At 62.7% G+C, this 19,046-nt stretch carries 21 protein-coding genes; 8 read left to right on the top strand and 13 right to left on the bottom strand.

Features of this window, described 5'->3' with window-relative positions; translation table 11 throughout:
* Positions 1-101 precede the first annotated feature (101 nt).
* Complete coding sequence (gene clpB / locus ACX2DJ_RS05725; protein ID WP_462571479.1) at positions 102-2,681, bottom strand: ATP-dependent chaperone ClpB; 2,580 nt, start codon at positions 2,679-2,681, stop codon at positions 102-104.
* Between the two features lie 226 nt (positions 2,682-2,907).
* Between clpB and ACX2DJ_RS05720 the strand changes: the two genes are divergently transcribed.
* Both ACX2DJ_RS05720 and ACX2DJ_RS05715 read left to right on the top strand, forming a co-directional pair.
* Positions 2,908-5,127 carry an acylase gene (locus ACX2DJ_RS05720; RefSeq protein WP_462571478.1) on the top strand — a complete coding sequence of 740 codons (2,220 nt, stop codon included), beginning with the start codon at positions 2,908-2,910 and terminating at the stop codon, positions 5,125-5,127.
* A 71-nt stretch (positions 5,128-5,198) separates the two neighbouring features.
* Complete coding sequence (locus ACX2DJ_RS05715; protein WP_462571477.1) at positions 5,199-5,498, top strand: lipocalin/fatty acid-binding family protein; 300 nt, start codon at positions 5,199-5,201, stop codon at positions 5,496-5,498.
* Positions 5,499-5,582: 84 nt separating this feature from the next.
* Here ACX2DJ_RS05715 and ACX2DJ_RS05710 read toward each other — a convergent pair whose 3' ends face one another.
* The 9 genes from ACX2DJ_RS05710 to rpsU form a co-directional block, all read right to left on the bottom strand.
* Positions 5,583-6,044 (bottom strand): tRNA (cytidine(34)-2'-O)-methyltransferase, encoded by a 462-nt coding sequence (locus ACX2DJ_RS05710; protein ID WP_462571476.1) that lies wholly within the window; start codon positions 6,042-6,044, stop codon positions 5,583-5,585.
* Between the two features lie 7 nt (positions 6,045-6,051).
* Positions 6,052-7,548, bottom strand: a complete 1,497-nt coding sequence (gene gatB, locus ACX2DJ_RS05705; RefSeq protein WP_462572559.1) for an Asp-tRNA(Asn)/Glu-tRNA(Gln) amidotransferase subunit GatB — start codon at positions 7,546-7,548, stop codon at positions 6,052-6,054.
* A gap of 102 nt (positions 7,549-7,650) precedes the next feature.
* Positions 7,651-7,791 carry a glutamyl-tRNA amidotransferase gene (locus ACX2DJ_RS05700; RefSeq protein ID WP_462571475.1) on the bottom strand — a complete coding sequence of 47 codons (141 nt, stop codon included), beginning with the start codon at positions 7,789-7,791 and terminating at the stop codon, positions 7,651-7,653.
* Positions 7,792-7,800: 9 nt separating this feature from the next.
* Entirely contained in the window at positions 7,801-8,064 is a 264-nt protein-coding gene (locus ACX2DJ_RS05695; protein WP_462571474.1) for a hypothetical protein, read from the bottom strand.
* Entirely contained in the window at positions 8,061-9,545 is a 1,485-nt protein-coding gene (gene gatA / locus ACX2DJ_RS05690; RefSeq protein ID WP_462571473.1) for an Asp-tRNA(Asn)/Glu-tRNA(Gln) amidotransferase subunit GatA, read from the bottom strand. Before gatA ends, ACX2DJ_RS05695 begins: the two co-directional genes overlap by 4 nt.
* Before the next feature lie 118 nt (positions 9,546-9,663).
* Positions 9,664-9,966, bottom strand: coding sequence for an Asp-tRNA(Asn)/Glu-tRNA(Gln) amidotransferase subunit GatC (gatC, locus tag ACX2DJ_RS05685; RefSeq protein ID WP_462571472.1), 303 nt, complete (start codon positions 9,964-9,966; stop codon positions 9,664-9,666).
* Positions 9,967-10,026: 60 nt separating this feature from the next.
* Entirely contained in the window at positions 10,027-11,730 is a 1,704-nt protein-coding gene (locus ACX2DJ_RS05680) for a DUF4153 domain-containing protein (RefSeq protein ID WP_462571470.1), read from the bottom strand.
* A gap of 33 nt (positions 11,731-11,763) precedes the next feature.
* Complete coding sequence (locus ACX2DJ_RS05675; RefSeq protein ID WP_462571469.1) at positions 11,764-12,333, bottom strand: FKBP-type peptidyl-prolyl cis-trans isomerase; 570 nt, start codon at positions 12,331-12,333, stop codon at positions 11,764-11,766.
* Between the two features lie 110 nt (positions 12,334-12,443).
* Positions 12,444-12,650, bottom strand: coding sequence for a 30S ribosomal protein S21 (gene rpsU / locus ACX2DJ_RS05670; protein ID WP_066772550.1), 207 nt, complete (start codon positions 12,648-12,650; stop codon positions 12,444-12,446).
* Between the two features lie 215 nt (positions 12,651-12,865).
* Here rpsU and crcB point away from each other — a divergent pair, with 215 nt between their 5' ends.
* From crcB to ACX2DJ_RS05640, 6 genes are read left to right on the top strand one after another with little or no spacing between them, the layout of a single operon-like run.
* The gene (gene crcB / locus ACX2DJ_RS05665; RefSeq protein ID WP_462571468.1) at positions 12,866-13,294 is read left to right on the top strand and encodes a fluoride efflux transporter CrcB; all 429 of its coding nucleotides are present in this window, start codon (positions 12,866-12,868) and stop codon (positions 13,292-13,294) included.
* Entirely contained in the window at positions 13,291-14,439 is a 1,149-nt protein-coding gene (locus tag ACX2DJ_RS05660; protein WP_462571467.1) for an RluA family pseudouridine synthase, read from the top strand. Before crcB ends, ACX2DJ_RS05660 begins: the two co-directional genes overlap by 4 nt.
* Positions 14,439-15,038 (top strand): FMN-binding negative transcriptional regulator, encoded by a 600-nt coding sequence (locus ACX2DJ_RS05655; RefSeq protein ID WP_462571466.1) that lies wholly within the window; start codon positions 14,439-14,441, stop codon positions 15,036-15,038. Before ACX2DJ_RS05660 ends, ACX2DJ_RS05655 begins: the two co-directional genes overlap by 1 nt.
* Positions 15,035-15,679 (top strand): HAD-IA family hydrolase, encoded by a 645-nt coding sequence (locus ACX2DJ_RS05650; RefSeq protein WP_462571465.1) that lies wholly within the window; start codon positions 15,035-15,037, stop codon positions 15,677-15,679. Before ACX2DJ_RS05655 ends, ACX2DJ_RS05650 begins: the two co-directional genes overlap by 4 nt.
* Positions 15,676-15,894, top strand: coding sequence for a hypothetical protein (locus ACX2DJ_RS05645; RefSeq protein WP_462571464.1), 219 nt, complete (start codon positions 15,676-15,678; stop codon positions 15,892-15,894). Before ACX2DJ_RS05650 ends, ACX2DJ_RS05645 begins: the two co-directional genes overlap by 4 nt.
* Positions 15,891-16,586: an ATP12 family chaperone protein gene (locus ACX2DJ_RS05640; RefSeq protein WP_462571463.1), complete on the top strand. Its 696-nt coding sequence runs from the start codon at positions 15,891-15,893 to the stop codon at positions 16,584-16,586. The genes ACX2DJ_RS05645 and ACX2DJ_RS05640 overlap by 4 nt, the downstream gene beginning before the upstream one ends.
* A 6-nt stretch (positions 16,587-16,592) precedes the next feature.
* On the opposite strand, the gene ACX2DJ_RS05635 is transcribed toward ACX2DJ_RS05640, so the two are convergent.
* Genes ACX2DJ_RS05635 through ACX2DJ_RS05625 form a run of 3 tightly spaced genes read right to left on the bottom strand, consistent with a single transcriptional unit; the run spans position 16,593 to position 19,046 of the window.
* Complete coding sequence (locus ACX2DJ_RS05635; protein WP_462571462.1) at positions 16,593-17,219, bottom strand: ABC-type transport auxiliary lipoprotein family protein; 627 nt, start codon at positions 17,217-17,219, stop codon at positions 16,593-16,595.
* A gap of 8 nt (positions 17,220-17,227) precedes the next feature.
* Positions 17,228-18,175, bottom strand: a complete 948-nt coding sequence (locus tag ACX2DJ_RS05630) for an MlaD family protein (RefSeq protein ID WP_462571461.1) — start codon at positions 18,173-18,175, stop codon at positions 17,228-17,230.
* A gap of 43 nt (positions 18,176-18,218) precedes the next feature.
* Positions 18,219-19,046 (bottom strand): ABC transporter ATP-binding protein, encoded by an 828-nt coding sequence (locus ACX2DJ_RS05625; RefSeq protein ID WP_462571459.1) that lies wholly within the window; start codon positions 19,044-19,046, stop codon positions 18,219-18,221.

Genomic DNA, 19,046 nt, shown 5'->3' with positions numbered 1-19,046 from the left:
CTGGAGCCTCGAACAGAAAGGGCCCCGGGAAACCAGGGCCCTTGTTTGTTGGACGACGAATCATGCCGATAGCGTGGGCCGGAGCACCCTCTTGCGGCAGATCACCCCACCAACATCTCCAGCTGACCGTCACCTTCGTCGATGGTCACCTTGCTCCCGTCGGGCACTTTGCCTTCCAGCAGCATTTCCGCCAGCGGATCCTGCAGATAGCGCTGCACCGCGCGCTTCAGCGGCCGCGCGCCATAGACCGGATCGTAACCAACCCGCCCCAGCCAGCGCAGCGCCGCATCGGTCAGCTCGAGCGTGATCTTGCGATCCTTGAGCAGTTTCTGCACGCGCCCCACCTGGATCTCCACGATCGGCGCCATGTGCTCCTGGCCCAGCCGGTGGAACAGGATGATCTCGTCCAGCCGGTTGAGGAATTCGGGGCGGAAGTGCGCGCGCACCACGTCCATCACCTGCGGCTCGACATCGGTGACCTTCTGATCATCGGTCATCTGGCTGAGGTACTGACTGCCAAGGTTCGAAGTGAGAATGATCAGCGTGTTGGAGAAATCGACCACACGCCCCTGCCCATCCGTGAGCCTGCCATCATCGAGCACCTGCAGCAGCACGTTGAACACATCGCTGTGCGCCTTCTCAACCTCATCGAACAGAACCACCTGATAGGGGCGGCGGCGCACCGCCTCGGTCAGCGCTCCGCCTTCTTCATAGCCGACATAGCCCGGAGGCGCGCCGATCAGGCGGGCGACCGCATGCTTCTCCATGAATTCGCTCATGTCGATACGCACCATGGCGGTGTCGTCATCGAACAGGAATTCGGCCAGCGCCTTGGTCAGCTCGGTCTTGCCGACCCCGGTCGGGCCGAGAAAGAGGAAACTGCCAAGCGGGCGGCCCGGATCCTGCAGGCCCGCACGTGCGCGGCGCACGGCCTTTGAAACGGCTGTGATCGCCTGATCCTGCCCGATCACGCGCTTGCCCAGAAGCTGCTCCATCTGCAGCAGCTTGTCGCGCTCACCCTCCATCATCTTGTCGACCGGGATGCCGGTCCATTTGCTCACGACCGTGGCAATATCTTCCTCGGTCACTTCCTCGCGCAGAAGGGCGTTTTCGGACTGGGCGCGCGCGCCTTCAAGTTGGTTCTCCAGCTCGGGAATCTTGCCATAGGAAAGCTCGCCCGCCCGGGCGAGGTCGCCTTCGCGCTGCGCCTGTTCCAGTTCCAGCCGGGCGGCATCAAGCTGCTCCTTGATCCGGCTTTCGGCGTGGATCTTGTCGCGCTCGTTCTGCCAACGGGTGGTCAGCGCTGCCGATTGCTCTTCCAGGCCTGCCAGCTCCTCGCGCAGCGCCTTCAGGCGCTCTTTCGAGGCGTCATCGCTTTCCTTGGCCAGCGCCGATTCCTCGATCTTGAGCTGGATGATGCGGCGGTCGAGGTTCTCGATCTCTTCGGGCTTCGATTCCACTTCCATGCGGATGCGGCTGGCGGCCTCGTCCATCAGGTCGATCGCCTTGTCAGGCAGGAAGCGGTTCTGGATATAACGGTTGGAAAGCTGCGCGGCCGCAACCAGCGCGCTGTCGGTGATGTTCACCCCGTGGTGCAGCTCGTATTTTTCCTTGAGCCCGCGCAGGATGCTGATCGTGTCCTCCACGCTCGGCTCGTCGATATAAACGGGCTGGAAACGCCGCTGCAACGCGGGATCCTTCTCGACATATTTCTGGTATTCGTCGAGCGTGGTTGCACCGATACAGTGCAGCTCTCCGCGGCTCAGCGCAGGCTTGAGCAGGTTCGAGGCGTCCATCGATCCCTCGCTGGCGCCCGCCCCGATCAGCGTGTGCATCTCGTCAATGAACAGGATAATCTGCCCGTCAGAGCCCTTTACCTCGTCGAGCACGGTCTTGAGCCGTTCCTCGAATTCGCCGCGATACTTTGCGCCCGCGATCAGCGAACCCATGTCGAGGCTCATCAGCGTGCGCCCTTTCAGGCTGTCAGGCACATCGCCATTGGCAATGCGCAGCGCCAGGCCCTCGGCGATCGCGGTCTTGCCGGTGCCGGGTTCGCCGATCAGCGCCGGATTGTTCTTGGTGCGGCGGGCAAGGATCTGGATCGTGCGGCGGATTTCCTCGTCGCGGCCGATCACCGGGTCGAGCTTGCCGTCGCGCGCTGCCTGGGTCAGGTCGCGGGCGAATTTCTTCATCGCATCATAGGCGCTTTCGGCATTGGCGCTGTCCGCCGTCTTGCCCTTGCGCAGTTCGGAAATAGCCGCCTCAAGCACCTTGGGGTCGATCCCGGCCGCCTTGAGCGCCTGCCCCGCCTTGGTGGTGCTTGCCAGCGCCAGCGCGACCAGCAGCCGCTCTACCGTGACATAGCTGTCGCCTGACTTTTCCGCGATCTGCTCAGCCTGGTCGAGCACGCGCACCGCATCATTGTCGAGCCCGGGCGTAGCCTGTGCTCCGCCGCCCGAAACCGCCGGGATCTTGCCCAATTCGGTATCGATCTCGGTAATCGCGACACCGGGATTGCCGCCCGCACGCTGGATCAGCCCGGCGGCCATGCCCTCATTATCTTCCAGCAGCGCCTTCAGCAGGTGCGTCGGCGTGATCCGCTGATGATTCATGCGGATGGCAACGGTCTGCGCGCTCTGGAGGAAGCCCTTGGCGCGATCAGTGAATTTTTCCAGGTTCATGAGCGGATTACCCCTTGGCCCTCATTTCAAGACCCTATTGATGTAGTGTTGCATTATAGCAACACAAGTACCCGTGTCGGAATTCTTCGCGGGTGTATTATTCAAATATAGGACCACTTCGATTGCGAGTAAGGGGCCACGCGCAAATTTTTGCATCTCACCGGGAAATCAACAGCTTCACCCGCATCACCAGAGCGGCTAGAGATGGCAGCCAAGGAGAGAGCGAATGCGGAGATGGATCGCGCGTGGCGGCTGGGCGCTGCTTGTCCTGCTGGTTGTGACTTTTGTCGTCCTGGCAAGCTGGGAACCGTTCTTCGCGCAGCGGGGCGAAGCACCGGACACAGGCCGCCAATACCGCGCCGAAATCATCCGCGACCAATATGGTGTGCCTCATATCTACGGCAAAACCGATGCAGACGTCGCCTTTGGCGTAGCCGTGGCCCAGGCAGAGGACGATTTCTCTACATTGCAGGATGTCGTAGCGATGGCGCGCGGGCGCTATGGCGCGATCGCGGGCGAAGATGGCGCAGCGATTGACTATGCCTACCACCTGCTCGATGCGCGCGGCACCGCGCAGCGCCATTATGGCAGCCTGCCCGCAGATACCCGCGCGCTGTTCGAAGCCTATGCCGCTGGCCTCAACCAATATGCGCGCGCGCATCCGGGCGAACTGAAACTGGCCAATCTGTTCCCCGTGAACGGTGAAGACATTGCCGCCGGTTTCGCGCTGCGCCAGCCGTTCTTCTTCGGGTTGGGCAATGTGATCGAACCCTTGGTGAGCGGTGGCCCTTTGCGGCGTGAATTCGGGCCGGACATTCCCGGCTTTCCGCGCGGCGACAGCACACCTGACGCGCCAGCGATCATGGATGGCGAGGCACAGCAAACAGCCGCCGCATTCCCGCTGCCCTGGGGCAAGGAGGCGGCGCTGTCAGGCTCCAACGCCTTTGCCGTCGCACCTGAGAAATCGGGCGGGCCAACCACGCTGATTTCGAACAGTCACCAGCCGCTGCGTGGCGGTGTCGCCTGGTACGAACTCGTGGTCGAGAGCGAGGAAGGCTGGCATTATGCGGGCGCGAATTTCCCCGGTTCACCCTTCCCGTTTCTGGGCCATAACGAACATCTTGGCTGGACCAACACCGTCAACCGGCCCGATATGGTTGATATCTACAAGCTGGAAATGGACGAGAGCGGCACGCGCTACAGGCTCGACGGCGAATGGCGCGAGCTGGAAAGCGAAACGGTAACCTTGCCGGTCAAGTTCGGCCCGATTGTGCTGCCGATCCGCCGCACGGTGCATCGCAGCGTCCACGGCCCGGTGATCTTCAACCACACCGGGGTTTATGCAGTCCGGTACGGCGGGATTGACCGGATTGACCAGCTTGACGCCTATTACCGGCTCAACAAGGCAACCAGCCTGGAGGAGTGGCAGGCGCAAATCGCACGGATGGCAATCCCCAGCACCAACTTCATCTATGCCGACAAGGATGGCAACATCGCCTATGTCTATAACGCCGCGATCCCTGACCGGCCCAGGGATGTAGAGGCCAACTGGCGCGGCATCCTGCCCGGCGACCGCAGCGATCTGATCTGGCCTGGCGCGGTCGACTATGCCGAGATTCCCAAGCTGATCAATCCGTCCTCCGGCTGGCTCTACAATTCGAACAACGAGCCCTATACAGCCGCGGGCGAGGCGGACGATCTTGATCCGGCGGATGTCTCGCCTGTGCTGGGGGTTGAACTCAAGCAGACCAACCGTTCGCGCCGGGCATGGAAATTGCTGAGCGAAGCAGGCACGCTTGACCGCGAAGCCCTGCGGCGGATCAAATATGACACCGTCTATGAGCGCGAGGGCTATGTCGCCGAATTGTGGGACGCGCTGGAACAGCTCGACCTGTCAGGTGATGCCGGGCTGGCGAAGGCGCGCGACCTGCTGCTGGGATGGGACTTCAATGCAGACGGGCAAGGCGCGGCTGACAGCCTGGCCCTGCTGATGATCAAGGATTTCATGTCGGCCGAATACCAGAACAAGCCCTACCCTGACGTGAAGCAGCACCTGCGCGACAAGGTCGACCATCTGAATACGCATTTTGGCCGGATCGATCCGCCGATGGGCGAATTGCTCAGGCTGCGGCAGGGGAAAGTCGATCTGCCGCTGGATGGGGGTTCGGACACTTTGCGAGCCTCCACCACCTGGCAGGTGGATGATGACGGGCGGTTGAGGCTGGTCCATGGCGACAGCTTCATCCAGTGGGTCGAATGGCGATCCGGCGAGCGTGTGCGTTCACAATCGGTCCAGCCGTTTGGCGCGGCGATCTCGCGGCCCGGCAGCCCGCACCACACCGACCAGATGGAACTATTCGTGCAGCACAAGCTCAAACCGGTGCATTTCTGGCGCGAGGACGCGCTGGCCAATGCCAAACAGCGATATGTGGTTGAGTCCAACTGACACGCGTGTAAACAATATCATATGCCCCGCCCGGAGGCGTTTGCCGGGCAACCAGTTTATAGGAGAACCCCATGTCCGTAGCCGGAACTTACAATACCACCGTCAAAAGCCCGATGGGCGACCAGAGCGGAACGCTGACCGTCAATGACAATGGCGATGGCACTTTCAGCGGCAATATGGCCGGCGCAATGGGCAGCATGGACATTGAGAATGGCACGGTCGATGGCAACACCATCTCCTGGAAGATGCAGATGGTGGTACCCATGCCGATGACGCTTGACTGCACCGCAACGATCGATGGCGATGCGCTGACCGGCAGCGTCAATGCCGGCGCATTCGGCGCGATGCCCCTCACGGGCACGCGCGCTTAAACTCGATCATATTCGGAGCAAGCAAAGGCCGCCGGGGTTAGCGCTCCGGCGGCTTTTCGTATCCGGGTCCGGCCCGCCCTGTTCCTAATGGGGTAAATGATTGCGCAGCGCCTGATAGGCCGCCGCCGCCACAGTATTGGCCAAATTGAGCGAGCGCACCTTGTCAGAGCGCATTGGCAGGCTCACCATCTGCGCGCGGTGTACCTCCACGATCTCTGGCGGGATGCCCTTGGTCTCGCGCCCGAACACCAGATAGGCGTCCGCCGGATATTCGGGTTCGTAGAATGTGCGCGGGGCATATTCCTCGAACAGGAACAGCTGGTTTTCGCGTGGCTTTCGTTCCGCGATGAACGCATCCCAGCTGGCGAACTCCACCAGCCTTATGTGCGGCCAGTAATCGAGGCCCGAACGCTTCACCCGCTTGTCCGAAATATCGAAACCGAGCGGGTGGATCAGCACCAGCTCCATATCCAGCGCCACGCATGTGCGCCCGATTGCCCCGGTGTTGCCGGGGATTTCCGGCTGGATCAGGACGATGGAGGTCACGGCTGGATCAGCCGAGCTTGTCCTTCAGGATCTGGTTGACGACGCCCGGATTGGCCTTGCCCTGCATCGCCTTCATCGTCTGGCCGACGAAGAAGCCGAACAGCTTGTCCTTGCCCGATCGGTATTCCTCGACCTTGTCCATGTTGGCGGCGATGATGCCGTCAATCGCGGCTTCGATCGCGCCGGTATCGCTGACCTGCTTCAGGCCTTCGGTATCGGCGATTTCGGCCGGATCGCGCCCTTCCCTTAGCACGATCTCGAAGATTTCCTTGGCCTGGCCGCCCGAAATCTCGCCCGCATCCTGCAGCTTGAGGATTTCGGCCTGGCGCGCGGCGGTAGCATGGGCCAGATCAGCCTCGTCGCCCAGCGCATTGATCACGCCCGGCGCGACCGAGAGCGCCCAATTGGCGACCTGAGTGGCGACATCGGCTTCGGACTTGCCAATTGCCTGTGCAGTGGCTGCCAACAGCGTTTCGAAGCGGGCAAACGTTTCAACTTCGGCGGTGAGCTCATGCGCATTATAGGGGGTAAGCCCCAGTTCGTTGACATAGCGGCGGCGCTTGGCATCGGGCAGTTCAGGCAGCGAGGCACGGCATTCCTCAAGAAAACCCTCCTCGAGTTCGAGCGGCAGCAGGTCCGGATCGGGGAAATAGCGGTAATCATGCGCGTCTTCCTTGCTGCGCATGGTCCGCGTGGTGCCGCTCGCGACGTCGAACAGGCGGGTTTCCTGTTCCACCTTGCCGCCGCTCTCGATCAAATCGACCTGGCGGTTCGCCTCATATTCGATCACCTGCATCACGAAACGCACCGAGTTGACGTTCTTCGTCTCGGTCCGCGTGCCGAATTCTTCGCCCGGGCGGCGCACGCTGACGTTAACATCGGCGCGCATCGAGCCTTCTTCCATATTGCCGTCGCACGAACCGACATAGCGCAGGATCGAACGCAGCTTGCGCACATAGGCGCCTGCTTCGGCGGGGCTGCGCATGTCGGGCTTGGAGACGATTTCCATCAGCGCCACGCCGCAGCGATTGAGATCGACGTAAGACATGGTCGGGTGCTGATCGTGCATCAGCTTGCCCGCATCCTGCTCCACATGGATACGCTCGATCCCGATCACCTTGTCAGTGGCGATCCCCGCCTTCTCGTCCGCCTCGATCAGCAGCTGCCCTTCGCCCACCAGCGGGTGATAGAGCTGGCTGATCTGGTAGCCCTGCGGCAGATCGGCATAGAAGTAGTTCTTGCGGTCGAACCGGCTCCACTTGTTGATCTGCGCCTCGATCGCCATGCCGGTGCGCACCGCCTGGCGGATGCACTCGCGGTTGGGAACGGGCAGCATGCCGGGCATGGCCGCATCGACCAGGCTCACCTGGCTGTTCGGCTCCGCCCCGAATTCGGTCGAGGCCCCGCTGAACAGCTTGGAGTGCGATGTCACCTGCGCATGGACCTCAAGGCCGATCACGACCTCCCATTCGCCGGTTGCGCCCTGGATGCGATAGTTGGTCATCATGTTATCTCGTCATTCCGGCGAAGGCCGGAATCCAGTTCCGACGGTCGCGCTTTGCCATTCTGGATCCCGGCCTGCGCCGGGATGACGATTAAAGGTCCGTCAGCCCTCGCTTTTATCATCCTCGATCACTTTGCCATCAGGCCCGAACCTTGCTTCGCCATGCTCGACATTCTTGCTCAGCCACAAGGTCAACAGCCCCAGCAGCACGAAGCAGATCAGGAAGATGACGGCGTAGAGCATTATTCAAACTTAGCGTAAGTTGTCAGGGTCATATTTGCCAATCAAATGTTCCCGCTCAAATTTATCCTGATCGTAAAGCGGCTCTGCCACACGCCCAGTGTGCTCCTCAATTCTCTCAAGTGATTTGCGTATCCAATTAAGTTCCTCACGAATCGCTTCAACAGCGTCGGAGTTGTCAGATTCATTGTTCTTTCGTAATGTTTTTTGGATCCCATCCAAGCCGAACAGAACGCCCAAAAAACCAGCTATTACAATGAGTTCTATAGCACTCACCACCACTTCTCCGGCTTCGCGCTGAAGCCCGCGCGCTGCTGAATCGCGAGGCCCGCATTGAGCACGCCCTGCTCGTCAAACGGCTTGCCCACGATCTGCAAGCCCAGCGGCAGCCCGTCATCGGTCAGCATGGCGGGAACGCTCATCGCCGGAAGCCCCGCGAGCGAAGCAGGCACCGCAAACACATCGTTCAAATACATCGTCAGCGGATCGTCATTGAGCGAGTTCAGCGGGAAGGAAGCCGTCGGCGTGGTCGGCGCCAGGATCACGTCGCATTCCGCCCAGGCCCGCTCGAAATCGCGCGCGACCAGCGCCCGCACCTTCTGCGCCTGGTTGTAATAGGCGTCATAGAAGCCTGCCGAAAGCACATAGGTGCCGATGAGGATGCGGCGCTTGACCTCGTCACCAAAGCCGGCAGCGCGGGTGGCGGCATACATGTCCTGCAGGCCGGCGCCTTCGGGAAGTTCGCGCAGGCCGTAACGCACCCCGTCATAGCGCGCGAGGTTGCTGGAGGCTTCGGCGGGGGCAATGATGTAATAGGCGGGCAGTGCGTACTTCGTGTGCGGCAGGCTGATGTCGACGATCTCCGCCCCCGCATCGCGCAGCCATTCCTTGCCCTGGTCCCAGCTTTTCAGGATCGCCTCGTCGGTGCCGTCCATGCGGTATTCGCGCGGAATGCCCACTTTCTTGCCCCTGAGATCGGCATTGAGTCCGGCTTCCCATGCGGGCACCGGCAGGTCCAGGCTGGTCGCATCCTTGGGATCGAAGCCCGCCATCGCCTCGAGCATGATCGCGCAATCCTCGACGCTGCGCGCCATCGGCCCGGCCTGATCGAGGCTGCTGGCAAAGGCGACGACGCCCCAGCGGCTGCAACGGCCATAGGTGGGCTTGATCCCGCAAATGCCGGTGAAGGCAGCGGGCTGGCGAATCGAGCCGCCGGTGTCGGTGCCGGTGGCCGCAGGGGCGATCCGCGACGAAACGGCTGCGGACGAGCCACCCGAGGAACCGCCCGGGCTCATTGCGGCATTGCTGCCCGCCTTGCGCCAGGGTGAGGAAACATTGCCGAAATAGGAGGTCTCGTTCGAGGAGCCCATGGCGAACTGGTCAAGGTTGAGCTTACCCAGCATGCCCGCGCCCGCATCCCACAAATTCTGCGAGACGGTGCTTTCATATTCGGGCTTGAACCCTTCAAGGATGTGGCTCGCTGCGGTGGTCTGCACGCCGCGGGTGGCGAACAGGTCCTTCATGCCGATCGGCACGCCCGCCATCTTGCCCAGCGGCTGGCCTGCGGCGCGCGCGGCATCGGCCTTGTCCGCCGCCGCCAGTGCATGATCGGGCGTGGTGACGATAAAGGCGTTGAGCGCGGCAGCTTCGGCCACAGCAGAGTTGAAGCTTTCCGCCACTTCGCGTGCGGTGAAATCGCCCTTGGCAACCCCGTCGCGAATGGCCTTGACGCCAAGAGAGGTAATCTCGCTACTCATACTTCGTCATTCCCGCGAAGGCGGGAATCCATATTCCCTTTGATTGTGGTTCCCGGATCACGCGCGGTCCGAAGCGAGTTCGTCCCGCTGTCCGGGATGACGATTGAATACTGGACCATCACTCGATCACCTTGGGCACGCCGAAAAAGCCATGCTCCGGCGCGGGCGCATTGGCCAGCACATCGTCGCGCTTGCCCCCGCCGGTCAGCGGATCGGCATCGATCACATCGTCGCGCAGGCGCAGGTGATTGGGGATCACTGCGGTCATCGGCTCAACCCCGGTCACATCGACCTCGCCGAGCTGCTCAACCCAGGTGAGAATGCCGTTGAGCTCGGGCACCATGCGCTCAAGCTCTTCGTCACCCATCTTGATGCGGGCCAAAGATGCAATCTTGGCCACAATTGCTTTATCTACGGACATGGCTTGCGCGTTAGCCGCGCGCGGACCGCCCTTCAAGCGCGAGTTGATGTAGCGCGCGCCTTATTTGAAGGGTTGGCCCACCGGTTCGCCATTAACATAGAGCTGGCGACCCTCGTAGCGGCGCAATTCGACTGGACCCTCGAGATCGAACTCGTTTACTTCGGTGGCAGTCACAGGCACCAGCTGCCCCTTCTGCTGCCAATATTGCGCCAGTTCACCGGCCTCGCGGTCATAAACGAGGATCCGCGCGTCGAATTTCGAAATCAACGCAATGATCGGCTTGCCATCGATCTCTCCGATTTCGACCGCACGGCATTCACCGTTGCAGTAATAATCCCCGCGGCGGATATAGTCGCGCACGGCCTGCTCGATCGCCTCATCGCTCACTTCAATCGGCATGTTCTGCGCTTTTTCACGCTGCTCCCTCGTGTCGATCCAGCTGTACGGACGCTCTTTCATAGTCTGCGCATCAACCGCGAGCCTGGCGATCTCGGAATTCTCGCTTTTGGCCAGCTTGGCCAGCGCCGTTCGCCCGGCGTCGCCAAAATCCCAGCGCAGCGCGGCATAATCGAAATCCTGTGCACTCACGTCGCCCGATTCGAGCCGCGCGAGCTGGTTGCTGGCCGAAATCGCCCCGAAATTGAAGATCGGCAGCGCGAGGATGAAAGCGATCACGCAGGTCAGCACTGCCAGATGCAGGTTGGCCTGCCGCAGCAGATCGCGCCAGCCCTCTCGCCGCCCGCGAATGGCGGAGACGAAATAACCCACGCCATAGGCTACCGCGACAGCAATCGCGACAAGCGCCCACAGCCGTTCAGGGCTGAGTCCGTGCTGGCCAATGCGTGTGCCCATCGAAATTGCCGCCATCACTGCCAGCGGCAATATGCCGAGCGCCAGCACGAAGCCCGCAATGCGCAAGATGCGCGAATTGCTGGCCTGCTCGTCCTCGTCGCGCACCACTGCATTGGTGAGCACGAAGCAGCCCACCGCAATCGCCAGCAGCAAGGGAGTAGCGCTCTTGGTCGCTTCCCACAGCACGTCGAGCCCGGAGAGCGCGACTGCGCCAAGGAACACCACCAGCGCCGCCGCCAGCGGCACCGCCAGGATTGACAGCACCAGCAGCACCACATTCTGCAAGGTGCCGATGATCTTGAGCTGGTTGCGCAGCACGCCCAACGCCGCGCCAACTGCCGCGCCGGAAAACAGCCAGCCGAACCAGCCCTCGTCGATCAGATCGCGCAGCAGATCGATCTTGATGACCCGGAACAACTCGCTGAGCAGCAGCAGCAAGGCCCAGGCCAGGCCAACAAAGGCCAAGGCGCCGGCGGCGCTGATCGCATCGGTCCAGACGTGGAAATGGGTCGCCTTGTAAGAGGTCTGCCAGCGCAGCCGGTGAAAACCGGCCTGGAACAAGGGCACGGAAAGCGTCACCGCCAGAATGCCCGCAGCGATCCAGAATTCTTCATCAGCATAGCTATCGCCAGCCGCAGTCGCGCGCCAGGCGATCCCGGCCATCACCAGTGCCACGCCGCCTGAAAACACCAACGGCGCCTTCCAGCGATCTTCCGCAAGCGTGAAAGCAAGGGCGAGCGGGCCGAAAACCAGGGCCGCCGCCAGCGCCATGCGCCATGGCACATGCTCGCCCCCGTCACTCGCGAAATAGACCAGCAGCGCGGCCAGGCCCAGCAGCGCCGCCAGCACCCAGGGCCGCTGCGGCCAATCATGCAGCGTGCTGTCGTTCTCGCTATCGCTATGCGCGGTCATGCTGATCTCTCCTTCAGCGACCTTGCAGGCGGATCAGGGTTGCGGCGGGCCTTCCGCACCCGGCTCGCCATTTCCAGCACCGGGACCCTGCATCATCTGCTGCATGATCATGAAACGTCGTTCGGCATCTTCCTGGCTCATGAAATCGACCAGTTCGACTTCGAATGTCAGGTCGGCGCCCGGCGGGATTTCCGATTGTGGCGGGGGTGCATCGCCATAGGCGAGCTTGGCCGGGATATTCAGGCGATACTTGCCGCCCTTTTCCATCTGCTTGAGCCCCTGGTAAAAGCCTTCCACCATCTGGCCCGGCTGGATCAGCATGGGAATGCCGTCAGGGAATACGCCCGGAGGGAAGGGAGACGAATCGGCCTGGTCAAATACCGTGCCGTCATCCAGCATGCCCTTGTATTTGACGAAGGCAACATCGCCATCGGCCGGGCTCTCCCCCGTGCCAGCCGCCAGTTCTTTCAGCGTTATTCCCGCCGGGGCTGCAGACCACGCGATCCCCGCGCCGAGCAGGATGGCGACGATCACCCCCAGCCACAGCTTGGTGAGCGAGCCTTTTTCGATCGGCTGGATGGGAACGCGGGTGACTTCGCTCATGGATAGGGTCCTGTCTGTGCGCCGGAATGCAAAAGGGCGCGGAATCGGTTTCCGCGCCCTGATGGCTTATCGCATGTATCTGTTCAAGCGTGAAAGCTTGAACACGCGGCTTACTTGACGCCGTCGCGCTCCATCCGCTTGCGCTCAAGCTTGCGTGCACGGCGCACGGCAGCGGCCTTTTCACGGGCGCGCTTTTCGCTTGGCTTTTCATAGTGGCGGCGCAGTTTCATTTCGCGATACACCCCCTCGCGCTGCAGCTTCTTCTTGAGCGCGCGCAGGGCCTGGTCGACATTGTTATCGCGAACGATGATTTGCATAAATTCCTACACCTCACAGCAATGAAACAAAGCCCGCATGCGCGCGGGTTGCCCCACTTGAAATTCAACGAAAAACTGCCGAATCCGCACGGCGGTCGGCTCTATCGAGGCGCGCACTAGCCAAATCATTCGCTTTTGGCAAGGCTTTGCCGGATGCCCAGCGCAGAAAAAGCCCCGCTATGCAGCGCGCGCAAGGCCCGTTAAGGAGGGCCGCAATGTCTGCAAGCCTCTCTCCACTTAGCGCCAGCCTCAACGTTGCCATCGGCGGCGGAATCGGTGCCCTGCTGCGCTACCAGCTGGGGCGCGGGATGACCTATTGTCTCGGCCATAACGTCATCACCGCCTTTCCCTGGGCTACGCTGGCGGCCAATGTGATCGGCAGCATGGCAATGGGCCTGCTCGCCGGGTGGCTGGCGCGGCACGGCAATGCCAGTGGCAGCTTGATGAGCAGCGAGCAGATGCGGCTGTTACTGGGCGTGGGCCTGCTGGGCGGGTTCACCACTTTCAGCGCCTTCAGCCTCGAGCTGATGCTGCTCATCGAACGCGGACAGTCTGCAACCGCCCTCACCTATGCCGGCGTTTCGGTGCTGGCTGGGCTCGTCGGGCTGTATCTCGGCCTTATCGTGATGCGGGTGGCGGGATGAGCGAGCAAGGCACCTCGGCCGAAGTCCGCCAGTTTACCGTCGAGGCCGATGACGACGGCGTGCGGCTTGATCGCTGGTTCAAGCGCAATTTGCCGCAGATCGGCTTTGGCACGGTATCGAAATGGGCGCGTACCGGGCAGCTGCGCGTCGATGGCAAAAGGGTCAAGCCCGATGACCGGCTCAGCGCCGGGCAAGTGCTGCGCGTTCCGCCGGGCGGCGAGGAAACCGGCCGCAAGCCCAGGCCAAAGCGCGAATTGTCACCCGAGGAGATCGCCGAGGCAACGGCGATGGTGATCGCGGAAACGAAGAGCGCGATCGTGCTCAACAAGCCGCCGGGCCTTGCAACCCAGGGCGGCAGCAAGACCCACAAGCATGTCGACGGGCTGCTCGATGCCTTCGTTGAGGGGGATGCCCCTCGACCCCGCCTCGTCCACCGGCTCGACAAGGATACATCCGGCGTCCTGCTGATCGCGCGCACGCCAGGCAGTGCAGCGAGTTTCTCCAAGCGCTTTTCTGGCCGCAGCGCGCGCAAGATTTACTGGGCGCTGGTGGTTGGTGTGCCCGATGTGAAGGAAGGCACGATCGATGCGCCGCTGGCCAAGCAGCCGGGCACCGGCGGCGAGAAGATGCATGTCGACCAGGAAAACGGCCAAACGGCCAAGACCCGCTACCGCGTGGTCGACACCGCGGGCAAGCGCGCTGCGTGGGTCGAGCTGGAACCGCTGACCGGGCGCACCCACCAGCTGCGCGTGCATCTGGAGGCGATCGGCCATCCGATCGTGGGCGATGGCAAATACGGCGGGCAGGAGGCCTTCCTCACCGGCAGCATCAGCCGCAAGATGCACCTGCACGCGCGGCGGCTGGTGATCGGCGAGCCCGGTGGGGGGACGCTCGACGTTACCGCCGATCTGCCTGAACATTTCGCTGCAAGCATGGAACAGCTCGGCTTCGATCAACGGCTAAGCGATGCCGCCTCGCTGCGCGCGGACATCACGGAAAAGACCCGCGCCGAGAAGAAGCAGGCCGCCCGCGCCCATGCCAAGCAATATCGCAAGGCGCAGCGTTCCCCCCGCCGCGAACGCGGGGCTGCCGCGCCACGGAAAAAGCTGGGCGACAAGGGCGCAAAGCCCAGGGGTAAGCACTGATGCACCCGAACCCACTGTTCCGAAGCGACGACAAGGAATGGCTCGCTGCGCTGGTTGACCGGATCGGTTTCGGCATGGTGTTCCTGACCACTCCCGACGGGCCGCGCGTTGCCCATGCGCCGTTGCTGCGGACCGAATCCGGCACGCTGCGCTTCCATCTCGCGCGTGGCAACGCCCTCGCCCGGCATCTTGACGGAGCAAAAACACTGGTGGTGGTCAACGGGCCGGACGGCTACATCAGCCCGCGCTGGTATGATGACCGCGCCACGGTGCCGACATGGGATTACGTCGCCATCGAGATGGAGGGCACTAGCAGGCAGCTGGCCTACGAAGAGCTGGAAGAGCTGCTCTACCGCTCGATCACCGAACATGAGACCCGGCTCGGCGGCGACCAGTGGTCCGCCGATGAAACCACGCAGCCGTTGTGGGACAAGCTCGCCACAGCGATCGTCGGCTTCGAGCTCGCCATCGAGCAATGGCGCCCCACACTCAAGCTTTCGCAGAAGAAGAGCGTCCCCGAACGCGAACGGATTGCCGCGCAGCTTGCCGCCACCGGCAACCAAGCACTTGCCGCCATGATGCGCGAGGTGCAGCAATGAAGCTCGCCGTGTTCGATTGCGACGGCACGCTGGTCGACGGGCAGGCGCATGTCTGCGACACGATGGAGCAGGCCTTTATCGAAGCTGGCCTGCCCGCGCCCGACCGCAACGAAGTACGCCGCTCGGTCGGCCTCAGCCTGCCAGTCGCGATCCGCAGGCTAGCCCCTGATCTGGACGACGCGCTCAATGCGCATCTGGTGCAGGCCTACAAGCAAGGTTTCTTCGCACGCCGGCAGGAGGGAATGATCCACGAGCCGCTGTATGACGGGATCCGCGAACTGCTGCACCGCCTGGCCGATTCGGGCTGGATGCTGGCCGTGGCCACCGGCAAGAGCGAACGCGGGCTCCAGGCCTGCCTTGCGCAGCACGGGCTCACCGGCCTGTTCTCATCGCTCCAGACATCCGACCGGCACCCTTCCAAGCCGCATACCGATATGCTCGACGCTGCCCTGCTTGAGGCTGGCGTGGTGCCCGAAGCGGCGGTGATGATCGGCGATACCAGTTTCGACATTGTAATGGCGCGCGATGCCGGCGTGCGGGCGCTGGGCGTGGCCTGGGGCTATCACACGCCAGAGGAATTGCGCGAGGCCGGCGCAGAGAATATCGCCGAGCACCCGGCGGATCTGGAGGCGCTTTTGTGAACCAGGCGGATGAAACGCAGGCGAAGCGGCGCTTCATGCTGCTCAACCTCGCGCGGCTGGGCGGGCTGGCGCTGGTGCTGTTGGGGATTGCCATTGCGAGCGGAACAATCGCCCTGCCCGCGCCGGTCGGATGGGTGCTGGCGATCATCGGCACGGCCGAATTCTTCTTCCTGCCTCCGATGCTCGCCAAGAACTGGCGCAGTGGAGATCGATGAAGCGCTTTTACGACACGGTGGATGTTGGCGATATCGATCACGGCTGGCAGGTCCGGCTGGACGGTCGCGGCATCAAGACCATAATGGGCAGCCCACAAGTCGTGCCCACGCGCGCGCTGACCGAGGCGCTGGCGTGCGAATGGGCCGATCAGGGTGAGGAAATCGATCCCGCACGCTTCGTGATGCGGGACATGGCCGATTTCGCGATCGACCTGGTGCAGCCCGATCCCACCGCAAGCATCGCCACGCTGCTCCGTTTCGCCGAGAGCGATACGTTGTGCTATCGCGCCGACCCTGACGAAGCGCTGTTTTCCCGCCAGCAGGAAGTATGGGAACCGCTGCTCGCGGCTATCGAATCGCGCGATGGGATCAGCTTTACGCGCGTCAGCGGGATCATTCACCGCGCCCAGCCGGGCCAAACGCTGGCGCGGCTGCGCCAACGGCTGGCCAGCCATGACCATTTCACACTGGCCGCGCTTCAGACCATGGCCTCGCTCTCCGCATCGCTGTGCATCGCGCTGCTGGCGCTGGAGGACGGGGCCGATCCGGCCAGCCTGTGGCGCGCGGCGAGCCTGGAGGAAGAGTGGCAGGCCGATCTGTGGGGGCGCGATCACGAGGCTGAAGAGCGCCGTGCCCAGCGGCAGGAAGCGTTCCTCGCCGCGGCGGAATTTGCGCGCCTGGCGCGCGCCTGACCCGGTTCAGCTGACCCAGTCGGCCACCTGGCGGGCAACGTCGTTGGCGGCGCGGTTGAGCGCAGCGCCAACCGGCCCGGCTTCGGCAAGGATACCTTCCTCCACCGCTTCGAAACGCTGCTGGCGAACGCTGCCGTCGGCACCCAGCAGGGTCGCATCAAAGCGCACCACCACAGCCGAGCGCGATGAATCATAGCCGAAAGTGTCGAGATGGCCGCGCAGCTGCACGCCTCCCCGCGCCGCCGGGTCGCCGCCGGGCAGCACCACCTTTTCGCTGCGCACCCGGATCGTTTCGGCCAGAAGGCTGCGGAACAACTGCGCGGGACGCTCGACCCACACCGCATTCGTGAGATAGGCGAGACTCGAATCGCTGATCTGCACCGGCACGCGCAGCACATCGATCTCGGCAGGAACGGTTGGCTCATGAAGCGCGATCGTATCACCGCGCGCCACATCCAGCGAACTCCCCGCAGGCGCCGACAGCTCAGGCGTCAGCGTAAGCAGAGTGGCGGGCGGTTCCGCCCCGCCCAGGCTGACACAGCCGCCCAGGGCGAGCAGCGATGCCGCAAGCCCTGCACGCAGCCACACAGCGGATCGGTTGGCGCAGACAGGCATCGCACGCGCTTTTGTCATGGCATTCCTCATGGCTTGTAATCCGGTAGCGTCTCGCCCTTCAGCAGAGACCCTACGCCCTGGCTTTCGAGCTTTTCGGTAACCTTGCGCAGCGCCCGGCTGGTCGCCTCAAGATCGCGCATGGCAGCCTCTGCGGCCGGAATCGTGGTTTGCGACAATTGCTGCGCGGCCGGCTCTGCCGCATCCAGCGTTCTTGCCAGCGAGGCAGAGGCGACATTGAGCGATTCGAGCGTGCCGCGCAGTTCCTTGGCGAGCGATTGCCCCTCACTATTGATCACCCGGTCGGTCGAATCCATCACCTTCTCGAAGGAATCGAGCGCTTCGGCGGCCTCGGTCAGCGTGACCTGCAGCTCGCCCAGCGTCGCATTCACTTGCGGCGCAGTGTCGGCAAAGCTCTTGGTCATCGCATTGGTATTGCGCAAAATCGCGGCAATCTCGGCCTGATTCTCGTCGGAAAGGACCTGGTTCAGGCGCTCGGTCAAGGTCGCCAGCCGTTCGAGCAGCAGGGGCGCATTGGCTAGAATTTCGTTGAAACCGCCGCGCGCGGGCGGAATCAGCGGAACACCTTCCGGGCAAGCGGTGGTCTCGCAGGTGATGGGCGGTGCGTTCTTGCGCGCGCCATCAAGCATGACGGTGGAAACCCCGGTGAAGCTGGCCTGGATGGTGGCGGTTATGCCCACCAGCACCGGTACATCATCCTTCACCTTGATCCGCACGCGAACGTACTGCGGATCCCTGCGCCACAAGGCGATTTCGCTCACCTGCCCTACCGGCACACCGGCGAAGGATACTTGCGAACCCTTGGCAAGGCCGGAGACCGATTGCTGGAACAGGATATCGTACTCGTTGCTCGCCCCCTCGCCCAGCCGCGCGATCCACACGATGAAGGCAGCCAGCGCCGCCAGCAGCAGCAGCGTGACTGCGCCGACCCAGATATGATTGGCCCGTGTTTCCATACGCTTCCCTTATGGCCTTCCCGTCTCGCAAATGTCCATCGGCTTAAGCTGCGCCATCGGCGCGCTGCTTGCTGGCACGCGCGGCCCGCCCACGTGGCCCGTTGAAATATTCGTCAATCCAGGGATGCTTGCTTTCGATCAGTTCGGGGATCGTGCCAACCGCGATGATCCGCTTGTCAGCGATCACCGCCACCCGGTCGCAGATCTCGTAAAGCGTATCGAGATCATGCGTGATCAGGAACACGGTGAGGCCCAGCGTTTCCTGCAATTCCTTGGTCAACCGATCAAATTTGGCAGCACCGATCGGGTCAAGCCCCGCAGTCGGCTCGTCAAGAAACAACAGTTCAGGATCAAGCGCCAGCGCGCGCGCCAGCCCGGCGCGCTTCTTCATTCCGCCCGAAAGTTCCGCCGGAAACTTGCTCACTGCATCTTCGGGCAGGCCGGAAAGCATGACCTTGTAGCGCGCGATATCGTGGCGCAGCTCATCCTCGATATCGGGATAAAACTGCTTCAAGGGAACTTCGACATTCTCCCCCACGGTCAGGGTGGAGAACAGCGCCCCGCCCTGGAACAGCACGCCCCAGCGGCTGCGCACGCCAAGATAGGCGTCAGGCTCGGCATTGATGATCGAACGGCCAAACACCTCAATCTCGCCCTCTGCGGCGGCCTGCAGCCCGATAATCGCGCGCATCAGCACCGATTTGCCGGAGCCTGATCCGCCCACCACGCCCAGGATCTCGCCCCGATTGACCGTGAGCGAGAGGTTGTCATGCACCACATGCTCGCCAAAGGCTGTCTTCAGCCCTTCGACCACGATCGGGTGTTCGCCGCGAAAGCGCTTGTGTGCGTCCGGCGCGTTCTGTCCCGGCAT

The organism is Altererythrobacter chaiwopuensis (genome assembly GCF_054957755.1).
Note: the sequence above shows the minus strand (reverse complement) of the source record. Positions and strands in the feature narration are given on the sequence as shown.

Coding starts and splice junctions, on each gene's coding strand:
- rpsU (WP_066772550.1), bottom strand. CDS start 12,650: ATGCAAATCATCGTTCGCGATAACAATGTCGACCAGGCCCTGCGCGCG.
- gatC (WP_462571472.1), bottom strand. CDS start 9,966: ATGTCCGTAGATAAAGCAATTGTGGCCAAGATTGCATCTTTGGCCCGC.
- clpB (WP_462571479.1), bottom strand. CDS start 2,681: ATGAACCTGGAAAAATTCACTGATCGCGCCAAGGGCTTCCTCCAGAGC.
- ACX2DJ_RS05630 (WP_462571461.1), bottom strand. CDS start 18,175: ATGGAAACACGGGCCAATCATATCTGGGTCGGCGCAGTCACGCTGCTG.
- ACX2DJ_RS05720 (WP_462571478.1), top strand. CDS start 2,908: ATGCGGAGATGGATCGCGCGTGGCGGCTGGGCGCTGCTTGTCCTGCTG.
- ACX2DJ_RS05640 (WP_462571463.1), top strand. CDS start 15,891: ATGAAGCGCTTTTACGACACGGTGGATGTTGGCGATATCGATCACGGC.
- ACX2DJ_RS05660 (WP_462571467.1), top strand. CDS start 13,291: ATGAGCGAGCAAGGCACCTCGGCCGAAGTCCGCCAGTTTACCGTCGAG.
- ACX2DJ_RS05715 (WP_462571477.1), top strand. CDS start 5,199: ATGTCCGTAGCCGGAACTTACAATACCACCGTCAAAAGCCCGATGGGC.
- gatA (WP_462571473.1), bottom strand. CDS start 9,545: ATGAGTAGCGAGATTACCTCTCTTGGCGTCAAGGCCATTCGCGACGGG.
- ACX2DJ_RS05680 (WP_462571470.1), bottom strand. CDS start 11,730: ATGACCGCGCATAGCGATAGCGAGAACGACAGCACGCTGCATGATTGG.
- ACX2DJ_RS05650 (WP_462571465.1), top strand. CDS start 15,035: ATGAAGCTCGCCGTGTTCGATTGCGACGGCACGCTGGTCGACGGGCAG.
- ACX2DJ_RS05635 (WP_462571462.1), bottom strand. CDS start 17,219: ATGACAAAAGCGCGTGCGATGCCTGTCTGCGCCAACCGATCCGCTGTG.
- ACX2DJ_RS05655 (WP_462571466.1), top strand. CDS start 14,439: ATGCACCCGAACCCACTGTTCCGAAGCGACGACAAGGAATGGCTCGCT.
- ACX2DJ_RS05675 (WP_462571469.1), bottom strand. CDS start 12,333: ATGAGCGAAGTCACCCGCGTTCCCATCCAGCCGATCGAAAAAGGCTCG.
- ACX2DJ_RS05700 (WP_462571475.1), bottom strand. CDS start 7,791: ATGCTCTACGCCGTCATCTTCCTGATCTGCTTCGTGCTGCTGGGGCTG.
- ACX2DJ_RS05625 (WP_462571459.1), bottom strand. CDS start 19,046: ATGCCGGGACAGAACGCGCCGGACGCACACAAGCGCTTTCGCGGCGAA.
- crcB (WP_462571468.1), top strand. CDS start 12,866: ATGTCTGCAAGCCTCTCTCCACTTAGCGCCAGCCTCAACGTTGCCATC.
- gatB (WP_462572559.1), bottom strand. CDS start 7,548: ATGACCAACTATCGCATCCAGGGCGCAACCGGCGAATGGGAGGTCGTG.